Below are 17,583 nucleotides of genomic sequence, written 5' to 3'. Positions count from 1 at the left end.
CCGGATAAGCCGCCCCCCTTCCGGGGCGGCCCGCGACAAGGGGAATCCGACATGCCCAAACCCGAATGGGGCACCAAGCGAATCTGCCCGACCACCGGCAAGCGGTTCTATGACCTGAACCGGACGCCCGTGGTCAGCCCCTATACGGGTGAGGTGGTGGATATCGAAAGCGCCCGCCGCAAGGCCGTAGCCGCCGTGATCAGCCGCGTCACGCCCGAGAAGGACGACGACCTGCTGGTCGAGGACATCGCCGCCGACGACGACCTGCTGGTGCCCGGGGCCGCCGATGACTCGGATATCGACGACGATCTGCTGGAGGAGGACGCGGACGAGAACGTGTCGCTCGACGATCTGGCGGATGTGGCCGGGGCCGAGGAAGAGCCCTGAGACGGCCGTGGGGGGCGTATTTTCCGCTTGCAGCGGGAAACGCCCTTCACTAGAGAACGCGAACGGCGCGGCAGCGCGCCGGACCTCCGGTGGGGCCATAGCTCAGTTGGGAGAGCGCTTGAATGGCATTCAAGAGGTCAGGGGTTCGACTCCCCTTGGCTCCACCAATCAAACACATCCAGATCAAGATGTTGCAGGCCCCGCCACGTTGCGGGGCTTAGTCATTTCCGGATCAGGTCAGCATCAGGTCAGCACGCGGCGGGATTTGGCGGGGGCGGCGACGCGCCGCATGTGCGCAGGCCGGGGCGTCTTCATGGGCCGAACAGCCAAGCATATTGCGGCAGGGGACCGGGCCGCACGGGGGAATCGACCCGTCCGTCCTGCCGGTCGGGGATAGGGCCTGCGCCCCGTCGATCCGCGGAACCGGGTCCGCATCCCGGGTGCGTCATCGCAGCATCGCCGTGCTGAGGGACCGCGAAACCGGCAGGTTCGCGGCGCGCAGGCGCGGGCCCGGCCGCCCGCGCGAAGACTGCCGCTGGAGGAACGGCGTGACGTGCAGGAAGCGGCCGGATGCCCCCTTCGTTCGGTCGGTTCACCCCTGAAGCTGTCCGCAAGCCGGGCCGGGGGACGCCTGTTTGCGGACCATCGCCAGAAAGGCCACGAATCCGGCCGAGGGGTTGCGGCGGCCGGGGTAGTAGAGGCTGAACCCCGGGCGTTCCGGCGTCCAGTCTTCGAGCAAGCGGATCATGCGGCCGGCGGCGATGTCGTCGGCCACGTCCGCCTCGTGGAACAGCCCGATCCCCGCACCGTCCAGCACGGCGGCGCGGGCGATGGCGGCTTCGTCCACGGTCAGGCGGCCCTCGGCCTCGAACGCAACCTGCTCTCCGTCCTTTTCCAGCGGCCAGCGCAGCAGGGCGCCATTCGGCAGGCGCACGCGGATGCAATGGGCGGGGTCGAGATCGGCGGGTGAACGGGGCGCGGGATGGATGGCCAGCCATTCGGGCGCGGCGACGACCGCGTGACGCTGCGGTTGGCCCAGGGCCAGAGCGATCATGTCGCGCGGAACCAGATCGGCCGGGCGGATGCCCAGATCGAAGCCCTCGGCCACGATGTCAACCAGCCGTCCCTCGGTCACCAGATCGACCTGCATGTCGGGGTAGCGGCGCAGGAAGGCCAGCACCACGGGCGCCACCGCCCTGCCCGACTGAACCGAGGCATTGATCCGCAGCGTGCCCGAGGGCGTCTCGCGTTGCGAGCGGACGGTTTCCATCGCGGCGCGGATTTCGGCGATCGCAGGCGCGACACGGGTGACGAACTCCCGCCCCGCATCCGTCAGGGCGACGCTGCGGGTGGTGCGGTTGAAAAGCCGCACGCCGAGACCCGCCTCCAGCCGGCCGACCACGTGCGACAGGGCCGTGGTCGACATGCCCAGGTCCAGCGCCGCGGCCCGGAATGACCCGCGCCGCGCGATGGCCAGCACCGCCTCGATACCCTTCAGGCCCGTCTCGGTCATTGTCCCGATCCTGTCATTACTTCATGCCACATTATCCCGATTATGCGGATTACCGTCGAGGTCTAAGTTGGGGACAGAAACGCACAGGAGTGTCAGATGATCCTGCCGACCCCGATCGACACATATTTCGCGGCCCAGGCGCCGCAGGACGGCACGGCATTTGCGGCGGCCTTTGCCCCGGATGCCATCGTCCATGACGAGGGCGCAACCCATCGCGGTCCGGACGAGATCGTGGCCTGGTGGAAGGCCGCGAAAGCCAGGTATCGCCACCGGGCCGAGCCCCTGGACATGACCGAGGCGGGGGGCACGTTCCTGGTCCGCGCGCGGGTCAGCGGCGATTTTGCCGGCAGCCCTGCGGTGCTGACCTTTGCCTTCGGCCTGGCGGGCGACCGCATCCAGAACCTGAGGATCGGCTGATGGACCCCTTCCTGACGCTGCGCGGAAAGCGCGCCCTGATCACCGGCGGCACCCAGGGCGCGGGTGCCGCGACCGTGGCCCTGTTCCGCGCACTGGGCGCGCGGGTTCTTACCTCGGCCCGGAAAACGGCTGATCTGCCCGCGGACATGTTCGTGGCCGCCGATCTGACCGACCTTCAGGGCTGTGAAGCCCTGGCCCAGGCCGTGCGCGACCGGTTGGGCGGCGTGGATATCATGGTGCACATGCTGGGCGGTTCCTCCGCGCCGGGGGGTGGCTTTGCGGCCCTGGGCGAGACCGAGTGGCAGAATGAACTGAACCTGAACCTGATGCCCGCCGTTCGCCTTGACCGCGCGCTTCTGCCCGGAATGATCGCGCAGGGGTCGGGCGTCGTGGTGCATGTCACCTCGATCCAGCGCGCCATGCCCCTGCCCGAGGCGACCACCGGCTATGCCGCCGCCAAGGCCGCGCTGTCGGTCTACAGCAAGAGCCTGTCCAAGGAGGTCGCGCCGAAGGGTGTGCGCGTGGTGCGCGTGTCGCCAGGATGGATCGCCACCGACGCCTCGATCCGGCTGGCCGAACGGCTGGCAGCCGAAGCGGGGACAGATCTTGAGGGCGGCAAGCGGATGATCATGGACAGTCTGGGCGGTATCCCCCTCGGACGGCCATCAACCCCGGACGACGTGGCAAACCTGATCGCTTTCCTTGCCTCGGACCGGGCGGCGAGCATCACCGGCGCCGAATATGTGATCGACGGCGGCACCGTGCCAACGACCTGACATCACAAGCGTTTTCACCGCATCGAGAGCTTCTTCCGTCACCGGCGGCGGCTTGTGCCGCCCTGCACAGGGCTGTTGGACCAATGGGGGCCACGTCACCGTCCGATGCCGAACTGCTGGCGATAGGCTGCGGGGGGCAGCCCGGTCAGTTTCTGGAAAAGTTTCCGGAAGGCGGCCGGGTCGGAGTAGCCCACATCCCAGGCGATGCGGTCCACCGGAGTCAGCGACCGCTCCAGCGCCTCGCGCGCCTTGGCGATGCGGACCTGCTGAAGGTATTCGACCGGGGTGAAGCCTGTCGCGGTGCTGAACCGGCGCAGGAAGGTGCGGGCGGTCATCCCGGCCTGATCGGCCAGATCGGCCACGCCATGCAGGGTTGCGGCCTGGGCGTGGATCAGGTGCTGGCTGGCGCGGATCGCATCGTCGCCATGGTCGAAGCGCGGGATGAACTGGGCGAAGGGCCGCTGGCTGTTCCGCGGTGGTTCGATCAGCAGGAACCGCGCGGTGGCCAGCATCGTCGCGGGACCAAGCAGGCGCCCGACCAGCGTCAGCCCAAGGTCGGCCCAGGCCAGGATGCCGCCCGCGGTCAGGATGTCGCCCTCGTCCACCACCATATGCGCGTCGGCCAGATGCACCTTCGGGAAGCGTTCGGCCAGTTGCCGGGCAAAGGCCCAGTGCGTCGTCGCGCGGCGGCCGTCGATCAGCCCGGTCTCGGCCAGCACGAAGGCCCCGGCGCAGACCGAACACAGCGTGGTCCCGGCAGCGTGCCGGTCCCGCATCCACGTCGCGGCAGCGGGCGCGGGGGCCATCCGTTCCGGCATGACGATGCTGGGCGGGGCGATGATATGGGTCAGCCGGTGGTCCGTGCCGGGGTGACTGTCCCAGACGCAGGTCACGCCCGCATCATCCGCCTGCCAGTGCGACACGCGGAAGCCGCGCTGCGGCTCGCCCGTCCAGTCCTCGGCAATCTTGAACAGATCGGTCAGCCCGTAGACCGCCGCCAGCGCGCAGCCCGGGTAGATGAGAAGGCCGATCTCGGCCACGCGCTCCACGCCCCGCGCCATTGTCCGATATACCCCGATCATTGTCATTTCCGCCACGTCCATCCCTGCATTGCAGGGCGTAGCTTGTCCATACCGAAACGAAAGGCACCGCGATGAACCCGACACTGACCAGACGCACGCTGATGACCACCGGGGCCGCTGCGGCCGCCCTTCTGATCCTGAACCGCACAACCCACGCGCAATCCCAAGGAGACCTGATCATGGCAACCTTCACCACCGCTGACGGCACCAACATCTTCTACAAGGACTGGGGCCCGCGCGACGCGCAAGCAATCGTGTTCCACCACGGCTGGCCGCTGTCGAGCGATGACTGGGACACCCAGATGCTCTACTTCCTCGAGCAGGGCTACCGCGTCGTCGCCCATGACCGCCGCGGCCATGGCCGGTCGGACCAGACCGACACCGGCAACGAGATGGACACCTATGCCCAGGACGTCATCGAACTGGCCCGGCATCTGGACCTGAAGAACGCGATCCACATCGGCCATTCGACCGGCGGAGGCGAGGTCGCCCGCTATGTCGCCCGGGCCGAGCCTGGCCGCGTCGCCAAGGCCGTGCTGATCGGTGCGGTGCCGCCGGTGATGGCCAAGACGGAAAGCAACCCCGACGGCATCCCGCTGGAAGTGTTCGACGGCTTCCGCGCCGCGCTGATCGCCAACCGGGCGCAGTTCTTCCTCGACATCGCCTCCGGCCCCTTCTTCGGCTTCAACCGCGAAGGTGCCACGGTCAGCCAGGGCCAGATCCAGAACTGGTGGCGGCAGGGCATGATGGGCGGGGCCAAGGCGCAGTACGACTGCATCAAGGCCTTTTCCGAGACCGACTTCACCGAGGATCTGAAGGCCATCGCCGTCCCGGTGCTGGTGCTGCACGGCGAGGATGACCAACTCGTCCCGCTTGCCAACACCTCGGCTCTGGCGGCCAGGCTGGTGCAGAACGGCACGCTGAAGACCTACCCGGGCCTGTCGCACGCCCCCTTCGCGACCCATCCGGAGCTGGTGAACGCCGACCTGCTGGCCTTCATCCGGGCATGAACAGCCCGATCCGGGGACGGGTTCGCCCCGTCCCCGGACACTGATCGCCCGATGTTCGATGAGGACGGCGACGGCCTGGACGGTGCCGCGCGGCTGACGGCGAACGGTGACCCTGCCTTCAAGGGCGCGCGTCCGGACTCACAAGATGACAAACTGCGCGTGGCTGTCCTGAAGATGGGCCACCGTCATGTCGTCGATCCGGATGATATCGGCGTCGGAGAAATGCAGTTCGACCCGCCTTCCGATCTGCATCGCATGGCTGGCGATGAAATCGCTGACGGAAAGATCGCCCGCCGCCTCCCACAGGGCCTGCGAGATCCGGACAGTGTCATCCGCCGAGAAATCGGTGATCCGGTCACGACCGAACCCGATGTCGAAGACAAAGACATCTGCCCCGAAGCCGCCGGTCATGACATCGTCCCCGGCGCCGCCGATCAGGGTGTCGTCACCGTCGCCGGCGACAAGCCGGTCGTCGCCCCACAGACCCGAGAGGATGTCGTTGCCCGCACCGCCCGATATCACGTTGTTGCCGGCGTCGCCCGTCAGGCTGTCCGCATGGGACGAGCCGGTCAGGTTCTCGATACCGATCAGCACATCGCCCCTGGCGTCACCGCCCCGGGCGGACCCGAGAGCAAGGTTCACCTCGACGGCTGCCTTCGAGGTCCGGTAGCTGGCGGTATCGATCCCGTCACCCCCGATCAGCAGGTCCGCCCCACGGCCACCGACAAGCCGGTCGTTCCCGTCGCCACCGTCCAGCGTGTCATTGCCCGCACGCCCCTGAAGACCATTCACCCCCGAATCGCCCGTCAGCACGTCGCCGTGACGCGAACCCACCACATTCTCGAAACCGGAGATCACGTCGCCGGTGGCGTCCCCCCCGGTGGCGGACTGGAAACCGCCCGGCAGCGCGGTCAGGTTCACCTGAACGGCGGCCGTCGACGTGGCATAGCTGACAGTATCGCGGCCGTCCCCGCCGGACAGCGTGTCGCGCCCGCCGCCCCCCGAAAGCACGTCATTGCCCGCCGCCCCGGCCAGCCGGTCATTGCCCGAGCCGCCCCGCAGGTGGAACTCCTCGACATCCGAGAAGTGCTGCTCGACGGTGCCGAATACCGGCACGCTGGTGCGGTAATAGGAGGATGCGCCGGACTGCACGAGGGTGATGTTGGACACCGTCGCCGACCAGTCGATGATCAGCCGGTCATAGCCCTCGCCCGCGTCGAAGTCGGCAAAGCCCAGCGACAGCAGGTCCGTCGCATAGGTGTCATCCCCCGCCCCCGCGCTGAAGTAGTGCGAGACGCCGTAGAGGCCGGACGACGACGCCACCCCCCGCGTGTCGTAGAGGTCGTTGCCCGCACCCGTATACAGGTACATCCGCTCCATCCCCAGGATGCGGGTCTCGGACGCGGTCCCTGCGTAATACACCGCCTCGGTGGTCTGGTTCGCGGCCAGCACCATCGCGATGTCCTCGGCCGGGTCGGTCTCGCCCTCGCCCCAGCGCAGGTCCAGCGACGCCCAGTCCTGCCCCGCGCCCGCATCCAGCGTGTCGCCCCGGTCCAGCCCGTAGACGCGGTCGCTGCCCGACCCCGTGCGGAACCAGTCCCGCCCGCCCACCGCGTAGACGATGTCGTTGCCCGACCCGGTCCGCAGGTCGATCTCCTCGACGCCCGAGAAATGCTGCTCGACCGAGCCGAACACCGGCACGCTGGTGCGGTAGTAAAGCTCGGTCGAGGTGCTGACCCGCGTCACGTCCGCCGCCGTCGCCGACCAGTCGATGATCAGCCGGTCATAGCCCTCGCCCGCGTCGAAGTCGGCAAAGCCCAGCGACAGCAGGTCCGTCGCATAGGTGTCATCCCCCGCCCCCGCGCTGAAGTAATGCGAGAAGCCGTAGAGGCCGGACGACGACGCCACCCCCCGCGTGTCGTAGAGGTCGTTGCCCGCACCCGTATACAGGTACATCCGCTCCATCCCCAGGATGCGGGTCTCGGACGCGGTCCCTGCGTAATACACCGCCTCGGTGGTCTGGTTCGCGGCCAGCACCATCGCGATGTCCTCGGCCGGGTCGGTCTCGCCCTCGCCCCAGCGCAGGTCCAGCGACGCCCAGTCCTGCCCCGCGCCCGCATCCAGCGTGTCGCCCCGGTCCAGCCCGTAGACGCGGTCGCTGCCCGACCCCGTGCGGAACCAGTCCCGCCCGCCCACCGCGTAGACGATGTCGTTGCCCGACCCGGTCCGCAGGTCGATCTCCTCGACGCCCGAGAAGTGCTGCTCGACCGAGCCGAACACCGGCACGCTGGTGCGGTAGTAAAGCTCGGTCGAGGTGCTGACCCGCGTCACGTCCGCCGCCGTCGCCGACCAGTCGATGATCAGCCGGTCATAGCCCTCGCCCGCGTCGAAGTCGGCAAAGCCCAGCGACAGCAGGTCCGTCGCATAGGTGTCATCCCCCGCCCCCGCGCTGAAGTAGTGCGAGACGCCGTAGAGGCCGGACGACGACGCCACCCCCCGCGTGTCGTAGAGGTCGTTGCCTGCACCGGTGTAGAGGTGCATCCGCTCCATCCCCTGGATGCGGGTCTCGGACGCGGTCCCTGCGTAATACACCGCCTCGGTGGTCTGGTTCGCGGCCAGCACCATCGCGATGTCCTCGGCCGGGTCGGTCTCGCCCTCGCCCCAGCGCAGGTCCAGCGACGCCCAGTCCTGCCCCGCGCCCGCGTCCAGCGTGTCGCCCCGGTCCAGCCCGTAGACGCGGTCGCTGCCCGACCCCGTGCGGAACCAGTCCCGCCCGCCCACCGCGTAGACGATGTCGTTGCCCGACCCGGTCCGCAGGTCGATCTCCTCGACGCCCGAGAAATGCTGCTCGACCGAGCCGAACACCGGCACGCTGGTGCGGTAGTAAAGCTCGGTCGAGGTGCTGACCCGCGTCACGTCCGCCGCCGTCGCCGACCAGTCGATGATCAGCCGGTCATAGCCCTCGCCCGCGTCGAAGTCGGCAAAGCCCAGCGACAGCAGGTCCGTCGCATAGGTGTCATCCCCCGCCCCCGCGCTGAAGTAATGCGAGAAGCCGTAGAGGCCGGACGACGACGCCACCCCCCGCGTGTCGTAGAGGTCGTTGCCCGCACCCGTATACAGGTACATCCGCTCCATCCCCAGGATGCGGGTCTCGGACGCGGTCCCTGCGTAATACACCGCCTCGGTGGTCTGGTTCGCGGCCAGCACCATCGCGATGTCCTCGGCCGGGTCGGTCTCGCCCTCGCCCCAGCGCAGGTCCAGCGACGCCCAGTCCTGCCCCGCGCCCGCATCCAGCGTGTCGCCCCGGTCCAGCCCGTAGACGCGGTCGCTGCCCGACCCCGTGCGGAACCAGTCCCGCCCGCCCACCGCGTAGACGATGTCGTTGCCCGACCCGGTCCGCAGGTCGATCTCCTCGACGCCCGAGAAGTGCTGCTCGACCGAGCCGAACACCGGCACGCTGGTGCGGTAGTAAAGCTCGCTCGAGGTGCTGACCCGCGTCACGTCCGCCGCCGTCGCCGACCAGTCGATGATCAGCCGGTCATAGCCCTCGCCCGCGTCGAAGTCGGCAAAGCCCAGCGACAGCAGGTCCGTCGCATAGGTGTCGTCCCCCGCCCCCGCGCTGAAGTAGTGCGAGAAGCCGTAGAGGCCGGACGACGACGCCACCCCCCGCGTGTCGTAGAGGTCGTTGCCTGCACCGGTGTAGAGGTGGACCAGTTCGATGCTTTCCCAGACCGTCTGAACCGCCGTCCCCGCATTCACCGTGACAGGACCCGATTGCGTGTCGAGGAGCCGCAGACGGAAGTCGAGGCCGAGGTCGACGTCATCGCTGGTGCGCTGGCTCACCAGGGCAAAGTCGTGGCCTGTCCCGCCGCTCAGATCCGCCGCGCCGCGATAGGCATAGAGCCGGTCATTTCCGGCACCCCCATGCAGCGTGTCGTCACGATCGCCACCAAAGAGAATGTCCGTTCCCGAGCCCGACCGCAGATCATAGGATTCGAACCCGGTGAAATGCGCCTGGATCGTTCCGAATATCGGGACGCTGGTCTGGTAATAGCTGACATTCGACGTCTGGACGCGGGTGACATTCGACGTGGTGTCCGACCAGTCGATGCGCAGCGTGTCGATCCCTTCGCCACCATCGAGCGTGTGTTGCCCGCGCGAGGCCAGGGTCAGGCGCAGGTCGTCGTCCCCGCTTCCGCCGTAAAGCTGCTCGACCCCGCCGCCGCCCGCGATCAGCGTGTCGTTGCCTGCCCCGCCCGACAGAAGGTCGTTGCGGCTGTTGCCGATGATGAGGTTGTTGCGGTTGTTGCCGGTGATGGCGACGTTGCGGAAGGCATCGACGACCGTCAGGTCCTCGACGGTCGTCGCATTCGCGGCCATGTCATAGCCACCCGCAGTGGCGGTCGAGAACTCGATCAGATCGCGACCGCCGCTGTCCAGCACGACATCGGCCGCATTGTCCAGGATGTAGACATCGCGGCCCGCGCCGCCATCGAGCGTATCCGCCCCGGCAAGGCCGTTCAGCGTATCCGCGCCCGAGGTGCCGACGATCAGGTTGTCCAGAGAATTGCCGGTGCCGCGCCGCGCCGCGCCGGTCAGCACCAGCACCTCGACGGTCTGCTGCCCGGCCATGTTCAGCGACCAGTCCACCGAGGCCTCGACCGTATCGCTACCCGTTCCGGTTTCCGTCACGACATCAGCGGCATTGTCGACCCGATACAGATCGTTGCCGTCACCGCCCTGCAACAGGTCAACCCCGAGCCCGCCGTCCAGGATGTCGGCCCCGTCGCCACCGTAGAGCGTATCGTTGCCGTCCTGGCCCGCCAGCGTGTCGTTGCCTGCGAGGCCGATCAATACGTCATGGCCGGCAGCGCCGGTCAGACGGTCGGCATGCACCGAACCCTCGAACTCCTCGATGTCGACATAGGTGTCGCCCTCGGCGTCGCCGCCGGTCTGCGCGGCAAGCGCGAGGTCGATGGCCACCCCCATGGCCGCCGTACGATAGCTGGCGCGGTCGATCCCCTCGCCGCCATTCAGCGCATCGGCACCCCCGCCGCCAATCAGCGTGTCATTGCCGTCCGCGCCGATCACCAGCTGGTCAAGCGCGTTGCCTTCCAGGCGACCCGAGAAGATCGCCGGAGCCAGGGCGAGGATCTGGACATCGGCGTCGGCCGCCAGCGTGTAGCTTGCAAGGCTGACGATCGCCGTATCGATGCCGCCATCCACGCCTTCGACGATGACATCGCCCAGGCTGTCGATCAGATAGGTGTCGTCGCCCGCACCGCCGATCATGCTGTCCGCGCCGGTGCCACCGTCCAGCACCTCGCCCGCGGCCGAACCGATCAGCGTGTCGTTGCCGCCCGCACCGTTCAGCCATCCGCCGGGCAGTGCCGCGGCATTGGCCGTGATCACGTTGTCCAGCGCATTGCCGGTACCGACCACGGCGGCGCCGATCAGCGTCAGGTTCTCGATGTCGCCCTGAGCGCCGGTCGACAGCGACCAGTCGATCGCGGCCCGCACCTCATCGATACCGGGGTCATCGCCGGGACGTATCTCGCCATAGCGGTTCTCATCCACGACATCGCCAGCATCATCGACGTAATAGACATCGTCCCCGGCCCCGCCGACCAGCGTGTCGGCCCCCGCGCCACCGTCCAGTATGTCATGACCGGCCGAGCCCAGCAGCACATCCGAGCCACCCTGCCCCGAAAGCACGTCATCGCCATCGAGGCCCACGAGCATCTCGTCCGCCGCGCTTCCGGACAGCGTATCGGCATGTCGCGATCCCTGCAGCACCTCGACGTTGGCCAGCCGATCCCCTTCAGCCTCGCCGCCGCGGCCCTCACCCGTGCCAAGGTCGACGTCAACCCCGGCATCCGAGTAGGCATAGGACACCATGTCCTCGCCTGCGCCGCCGTCGATCGTGTCCGCGCCGGCACCGCCCAGAAGGATGTCGTCACCGTCACCCCCCGCAAGCACATCGTTGCCATCACGCCCGAACAGCGTATCGACGCCGCCCCCGCCCGACAGCGTGTCGCCGGCGGAACCGCCTGCCAGAAGGTCATTGCCGTCACCGCCGGAAAGGTCGCCCGCGATCTCGAGCGCCGCCCCCAGTGCGATCTGGTCGTTGCCCGCCCCCGCGTCGCCGACGATCCGGCTGACGCCTGAAAAGCCCTCGGCGTAGCCGTCGATCGAAACGAAGGTTTCACCGCCGATGCCCGCCGACACGTTCACCGTTTCCGGGCCATCCGTCGCCCCGCCGACGGTCCGACCACCGGCAAGCGCCCCCACGTTCAGCGTCAGCGTTCCCCCGGCAAGCGTCCCAAGCCCCAGCGGCGCCTCGACAGGCAGCGTTGCCCGTTCGGCAAAGTTGAAATCGGCAAGCGTCAGGCGAGGGCTGTCCAGCCGGAACACGTCGGCGCCCAGCACCCGCGCCGCCAGCGAGAGGCCCACCGTGATCGACCCCGAGGTATCGAACAGACTGAACGGATTGGCCGTCGCGGCGTCGATGAACTCGTCGAAATACAGCCGTCCGGGGACCGATTGCAGGCCGTCGGCCAGATCCAGCAGGATGGTCCCGGTGATGTCGCCACCGCCATAGATACTTGCGATCAGCGCGTCGAGGTTCACGCCAAGGTTGATCGCGGCCTGCAGGGCCACTTCCGTTGCGGGCCCGTCAATGATGTAAAGCCCGTTCAGCGCCGTGGTGATCGAGGCGCCGGGCTGCGTCAGCCCCCGTGTGTCATATCCGAAGGCAAGGTCGAACGCGGCACTGACCATGCCGCCGATGGCCACGTTGATACCCGGGAACACCGGGATCTGGATCAGAGTTTCGCTGCCGGCAGACAATTCCACGCGCGGAAAGTCGATCTCGATGAGGTCCGCATTGCCTCCGAACAGCAGCTTGATGATCTGCGCGGGGTCCTGGAGGATCGGCAGGCTGAATGTGCTGCCCGAAGCCATCTGCTCCAGAATGTCGCGTCCGCCACCCGCGCCTTCCCAGCCGCCCCCCGACAGGGCGGAGATCGCATCGGTCAGGGTCTGCGCCAGGGAGTCGAAGTTTCCGGATGCCTCGGCCAGATCGAAGGCCAGTGACCGGATGTCCTGCCCCGGCCCCAGCGAGAAATCGCCGAACACCAGGTCGGCCGCGGCCAGATCGACCGACGACAGGAAATCCGCCCAGGTCAGGATATCCGACGCCAGTTGTATGAAATCCTCGATCGGCCCGAGATCGAGCGCCTGGTCGGCCAGCCGCAGCAGGTCGAGCAGGTTGATCTTGCCGTCGCCGGTCTTGTCGAGCAACGTCTCCCAGTCGGGCAGCAGCTTGAGCATTCCGATATCGGCCGTCACGACATCGAGCGCGATGCGGATAGGCCCGAGGACCGGTCGGATCGCATCGAAGACCGGCAGCATCACGTCCTCAAGGAAGCTGCCAAGATCGAGCGTCACATCACCGACGACGACGGTCGGTCGAGATCCGAAGGTCTCATTCTGGTCGAACGGATTGACGATGGCGTTCGCGAAATCCCAGTCGACGTTCAGCAGCGCCGAGACCGAGGGCAGTGCCCCCGACCCAAAGTCTGCGGCCAGCCCCAGCCGGATATCCGCCGCGCCGCTTGCCGTGACCGCGAGGAAGTCGGACGACAGTTCCGACAACCGCAACTTGCCGTCCGCATCGGTCAGTCGCACGTCGAAATCGAGCGCCACGGACGAACCCTGATCGCTGATCTCATAGGACAGGATGCCGAAGTTCCCGCCCTGGGCCAGGTCGAGATTGCTGCCGCCGACCGAAAGCTCGATCCCCTGCCCCGCGCCGGTCTGCAGATAGAAGCCGACGGCATCGAGGCCCATGGTGAGGTTGAACGCCGCGTGGGCCTCGACGTCGATCGTACCCTCGACGCTCAGCGCCATCCCGGGCAGCCCGAGGTCGGTCGGCACGCCCACGGTCGCCGAGCCGATGTCATAGCCCGAGAACGACAGGACAAAACCGCCAGGGCCGACATCGGCATCGACGTTCACACCGGCAATGCCACGATCACGTATGGCGTCATCGACGGCATTCTCGATCTCGGCGACAGTATAGGTTGCGGCGCCTGACAGCGTCGCGAGCCCGCTGGCCAGCGCAAGACGCAGGTTCAGCGCGATGTCCGAAGCCGCCCCGCCCGCCGCGCCGAGCGATGCGCCCGCCAGCGGCAGCGTCTCGGCCAGTGCCTGCGCACGATATGCAGCGTTCAGCGCGTCAAGCGCCGAAGTCGCCCCGGCGCGAAGGGCGTTGACCTCTGCCTGCGAAAGACCTGTCATTTTTCAATCTCGTCCGGTGCGGCTGGCACGGCGAGAACCGACAAAAGACTTTCGTTGCAGAGCTTTGCCAAGGAACCCACCAAGCTTTCGCGGGCAGACTATTGACCATTTCGCGTCTGTTCAATTGGCAACGCCATGATGACAGCATTTGTCATGAAAGCAGCTTGCGGCGCCACGCGCGCGGAACCGACGCGACGCGAACGGGTGACGGGCAGGCCGTGCGGATCAAGGGACGTCTCGCTTCACACCGGTCTGCCCGGCGGAGGACGTACCGACGAAACCGGACGCAGGCCACCCCAGGCGCTTCCCGCTTGCAGGCAGGCCTGGGGGATACGCGCCAAGACGATACTTTTCTAATTAAATCAGTAATATATGGCAGCGATAGGGGGGCCTGACTTCGGACGTTCTCGACTACATTGCAAAGCCTGCGGAGGGTGCACGGCTGACCAGTGGCACTCTGTCCTGTCATCGCAGCGCGTTCCTGGAAGCGCTTTTGTCGATGCAAAGGCACTGCCCCGAAGAACGTGCCACAGTGGCTGCAAGCGGTGCGTTGACACTGCTCCGAGGCCAAGAGACTTGTGCCGTACCCGGGACCAGCGGGCCGAAGCCGCCGATCTGGTCGAGCATCCTTTTCGTTGCGCGCCCTAGCGGGCAAGGTGGATCTCGAAGACAGCGCCCGATCCACCAGACCGGCAAATGGCCGTGCCGGCGTGGGCCTTGGCAACATCGGCAACGATCGCGAGACCGAGCCCACAGCCGCGCGACTGGTCCGAATCCAGCCGGAAGAAGCGGTCGAAGATGCGTTCGGTCATTTCGGGGGGGATTCCGGGGCCGTCGTCACCAAAACGCAGCGTGATGCCTTGCGGGGCAAAGTCGACCGCCACATCCAGATGCCCGCCGGGACGCAACCCGTATTTTCCGGCGTTGTCGAGAAGGTTGGTCACCAGTTCCTCGACCAGAACGGGGTCGCAATCGACCGGACGGGGTGTTCCCGTGATGGAAAAGCTGACGTCCACGCCGCGCCGAAGCTGGGTTTCGGCAAAGGGGCGCACCCTGTCACGCAGCAGCGTCACGATATCCACAGGCTGGACGAATTCCTTCAGGCTGCGCCCCCTGACCCTTTCCAGTGACAGAAGCTGTGCCGTCAGACGGCTGATCGCGCGGGCGCTGTCGGCAAGATCGGCCACGCGCGACCGCAGGTCCGCTTCGATCGGGGCAGTCATCGCGGCCTCGGCCTGACTTTGCATGGCAGCCACCGGGTTGCGCATCTGATGCGCCGCATCCGAGATGAAGCTGTCACGCAGGGCAAACGCCCGGGAAAGCCGTTCAAAAAGCGAGTTTGTGGTCACCACCAGCGGGCGCAGTTCCGGCGGAACCCAGCGGCGGATCGGGCGCAGGTCGTCGGCACTGCGCTGGCCGATGGCGTCGCGCAGGTCCAGAAGCGGCTTCAGCCCGACCTGAATTCCGAACCACAGGATCAGCGCCGCAGTGACGATGACGGACCCCAGGAGCATCACCGATTGCGTGACAAGCTGGCGCGACAGGGCGTGCCGCTGGCTGATCGTCTGCCAGACCTCCACCGTCACCCAGCCGCCGAATTGCGGTTCGCTGATGAATTCCCGCAGCACGACCGCGCGCACCGGCTGTCCCAGCGAGGTGCTGTCGAAGAAAACGGGCTCGCCGCCCTGGCTGACAACCCCGTCGGGCAGGTTCGGCGGGTCGGAATAACCGGTGACGAAACTGCCTCCCGGCCCGGTGATGCGGTAATAGACCGGGTCCCCAAGCGCGGCGGTCAGGTCCTCCAGCAGCTGTTCGGTCAGGATGTCGCCTTCGGAAATCACAACATCGCGCGAGATTGTCAGCGCGACGGCCAGCAGGGTGTTGTCATAGAGCTCCTGCGACAGCCGGTTCGCGGCCTGATAGCGGGCAAAGGATGCCGCCGCCGCCACCACGATCAAGGGCAGGATCAGCAGCAGGAACAGCCGCCCGCGCAAGGAGATGTGGCGCGGCATCATCCGTCGTCCAGCATGTATCCCAACCCGCGCGCCGTCCGGATGGTGGCGCCCGATCCGTCGATCTTGCGGCGCAGGCGCGAGACCAGCAGCTCCACCGCGTTCTGTTCCACCGCGACCCCGGTGCCATACAGCGCATCGGCGATCCGGTCCTTGTCGATCAGCCGTCCGCGCTGATCCAGCAGCAGTTCGAACAGCGCGAGTTCCCGGCGCGGCAGGTCCAGGTTGCGCCCGTCCAGCAGCACGATGCGCTGGTCGCGGTCATAGGTCAGGCGCCCGATGCTTTCGCGTTGCGGGGCAACCGTGGGCCTGCGGCGGGCCAGGGCGCGCAGGCGGGCCACCAGTTCCTCCATCTCGAAGGGCTTGACCAGATAGTCGTCGGCCCCGGCCTCCAGCCCCTCGACCCGTTCGGACGTCTTGCCGCGCGCGGTCAGCACCAGGACAGGTGTCGCATCCCCGCGGGCGCGCATCCGCCGGATGATCTCCAGCCCCGAAAGCCGGGGAAGATTGATGTCGATGATGGCCACATCTGCATGACCGGTCGTCAGGAAACTGTCGCCATCAGCGCCATCGTCCATATGGTCAACCGCATGGCCCCGGTCCCGCAGGGCATTCTCGATGCCTCTGGCAAGGCTCTGGTTGTCCTCGATCAGGATGACCCGCATCGCAATCTTTCTTCCGACCGGACAGGTTGCCGACAGGAAATCCCCCTATTCATTTCCGATGAAGCCGGGCTGGGGAGGAAAAATCAAGCACGGCTGAATCCTGCGCTGTCCCCGCGCCCGCGGGGCGCAGTGCGTGCGAGACTGGACACGAGGGAGGACGACATGACGGAACAAACGAAGATTACCCGGCGCGTGGCGCTTGGACTGGCAGCCGGCGCGATGGCACTTGGCCTTGCGGGCCCCGCGACTGCAGAGGCCGATTTCTCCGGAAAGACGGTGGAATGGATCATCCCGTTCTCGGCCGGGGGCGGGTCGGACACCTGGGCCCGTTTCAACGCGCCGCTTCTGTCAAAGTACCTGCCGGGCAACCCGGTCGTGGTCGTCGTCAACGAACCCGGCGGCGGCTCGACCAAGGGGACCAACCTGTTCGCCGCCCGGGCCAAGCCCGATGGCCTGATGATCCTGGGCACCTCGGGCTCCACTCAGTTCCCGTATCTCCTGGGCGACCCGCGCGTGCGCTACGAATACAAGGACTGGAAGATCGCGATGGCCGGCCCGACCGGCGGCGTGGTCTATACCACCCCGGCCCTGGGCCTGAAGGGGCCTCAAGACATCGGCATGCTGAAGGGCCAGCAACTGGTCTATGCCAGCCAGGGCGCGACCTCGCTGGACCTGGTGCCGCTTCTGGGCTTCCGGCTGATGGGCTTCGACGTGCAGCACGTCTTCGGCTTCAAGGGCCGCGGCGACGGCCGCCTGGCCTTCGAACGTGGCGAGACCAACATCGATTACCAGACCTCGTCGGCCTACATCAAAAGCGTGCAGCCGCTGGTCGATGCCGGTCAGGCCGTTCCGCTGTTCAGCTGGGGCGTGCTGAACGAGGCGGGCGAGGTCGTGCGCGACCCGACCTTCCCGGACCTGCCGTCCTTTGTCGAGGCGTACCAGACCCTGACCGGCAACGCCCCGTCGGGCGCCGATTATGACGCCTACTTCGCCTTCTTCACCGCCGGTTTCCCGGCGCAGAAGATGGTGTTCCTGCCGAAGGACACGCCCGACGACATCGTGGCGGCCTACCAGAAGGCGTTCGAGGACATGAAGGCCGACCCCGACTACCTGGCCAATGCCGAGGCGGTGCTGGGCTCGTACGACCAGGTGACCGGCCAGCTGGCGCAGGCGCTCTTCGAGAAGGGCACGACCATCGCCCCCGAACTGCGCAAGCAGGTGGCCGGCATGCTGGGCACCGAATACGGCGTGAAGCTGGGCGAGGACTGATCCCTCGGCCATCTTCCTGCGGGTGGCCCGAGCCACCCGCACCCTGTCCCGCTCTGATTGCTGACCCGTCGCCGCCGCGCGACCAACACGGGGAGTGTCCGGCCGTGGTCGATACCCTTTTCACCGCGCTTGGCGCGCTGCTGACCCTCGA

At 67.2% G+C, this 17,583-nt stretch carries 10 protein-coding genes and 1 tRNA gene; 6 read left to right on the top strand and 5 right to left on the bottom strand.

The features are described from left to right. Positions 1-51 precede the first annotated feature (51 nt). Both KF887_05610 and KF887_05605 read left to right on the top strand, forming a co-directional pair. Positions 52-387 (top strand): TIGR02300 family protein, encoded by a 336-nt coding sequence (locus tag KF887_05610; protein ID QYK42585.1) that lies wholly within the window; start codon positions 52-54, stop codon positions 385-387. A 91-nt stretch (positions 388-478) separates the two neighbouring features. Next, positions 479-554, top strand: a tRNA-Ala gene (locus KF887_05605). Between the two features lie 425 nt (positions 555-979). Here the strand turns inward: KF887_05605 and KF887_05600 are convergent. Further along, the gene (locus tag KF887_05600; protein QYK42584.1) at positions 980-1,900 is read right to left on the bottom strand and encodes a LysR family transcriptional regulator; all 921 of its coding nucleotides are present in this window, start codon (positions 1,898-1,900) and stop codon (positions 980-982) included. A 96-nt stretch (positions 1,901-1,996) separates the two neighbouring features. On the opposite strand from KF887_05600, the gene KF887_05595 reads away from it, so the two are divergent. Continuing rightward, positions 1,997-2,317 carry a nuclear transport factor 2 family protein gene (locus KF887_05595; GenBank protein QYK42583.1) on the top strand — a complete coding sequence of 107 codons (321 nt, stop codon included), beginning with the start codon at positions 1,997-1,999 and terminating at the stop codon, positions 2,315-2,317. After that, entirely contained in the window at positions 2,317-3,093 is a 777-nt protein-coding gene (locus KF887_05590; protein ID QYK42582.1) for an SDR family oxidoreductase, read from the top strand. The genes KF887_05595 and KF887_05590 overlap by 1 nt, the downstream gene beginning before the upstream one ends. Before the next feature lie 95 nt (positions 3,094-3,188). On the opposite strand, the gene KF887_05585 is transcribed toward KF887_05590, so the two are convergent. After that, entirely contained in the window at positions 3,189-4,175 is a 987-nt protein-coding gene (locus KF887_05585; protein ID QYK42581.1) for a GlxA family transcriptional regulator, read from the bottom strand. 179 nt (positions 4,176-4,354) lie between these two features. Here KF887_05585 and KF887_05580 point away from each other — a divergent pair, with 179 nt between their 5' ends. Next, positions 4,355-5,185 (top strand): alpha/beta hydrolase, encoded by an 831-nt coding sequence (locus KF887_05580; protein QYK43455.1) that lies wholly within the window; start codon positions 4,355-4,357, stop codon positions 5,183-5,185. A gap of 138 nt (positions 5,186-5,323) precedes the next feature. On the opposite strand, the gene KF887_05575 is transcribed toward KF887_05580, so the two are convergent. The 3 genes from KF887_05575 to KF887_05565 form a co-directional block, all read right to left on the bottom strand. Beyond that, complete coding sequence (locus tag KF887_05575; GenBank protein ID QYK42580.1) at positions 5,324-13,486, bottom strand: hypothetical protein; 8,163 nt, start codon at positions 13,484-13,486, stop codon at positions 5,324-5,326. A 644-nt stretch (positions 13,487-14,130) separates the two neighbouring features. Further along, positions 14,131-15,498, bottom strand: coding sequence for a sensor histidine kinase (locus KF887_05570; protein ID QYK42579.1), 1,368 nt, complete (start codon positions 15,496-15,498; stop codon positions 14,131-14,133). Next, positions 15,498-16,163: a response regulator transcription factor gene (locus KF887_05565; protein QYK42578.1), complete on the bottom strand. Its 666-nt coding sequence runs from the start codon at positions 16,161-16,163 to the stop codon at positions 15,498-15,500. The genes KF887_05570 and KF887_05565 overlap by 1 nt, the downstream gene beginning before the upstream one ends. 162 nt (positions 16,164-16,325) lie before the next feature. On the opposite strand from KF887_05565, the gene KF887_05560 reads away from it, so the two are divergent. After that, on the top strand, positions 16,326-17,432 hold the full coding sequence (locus KF887_05560) for a tricarboxylate transporter (protein QYK42577.1): 1,107 nt from the start codon (positions 16,326-16,328) through the stop codon (positions 17,430-17,432). Positions 17,433-17,583: the final 151 nt, after the last annotated feature.

It is taken from the genome of Paracoccaceae bacterium, from assembly GCA_019454225.1.
In the GTDB taxonomy this organism is placed as follows: Bacteria; Pseudomonadota; Alphaproteobacteria; order Rhodobacterales; family Rhodobacteraceae.
This window is presented reverse-complemented; position numbering and strand designations above follow the sequence as displayed.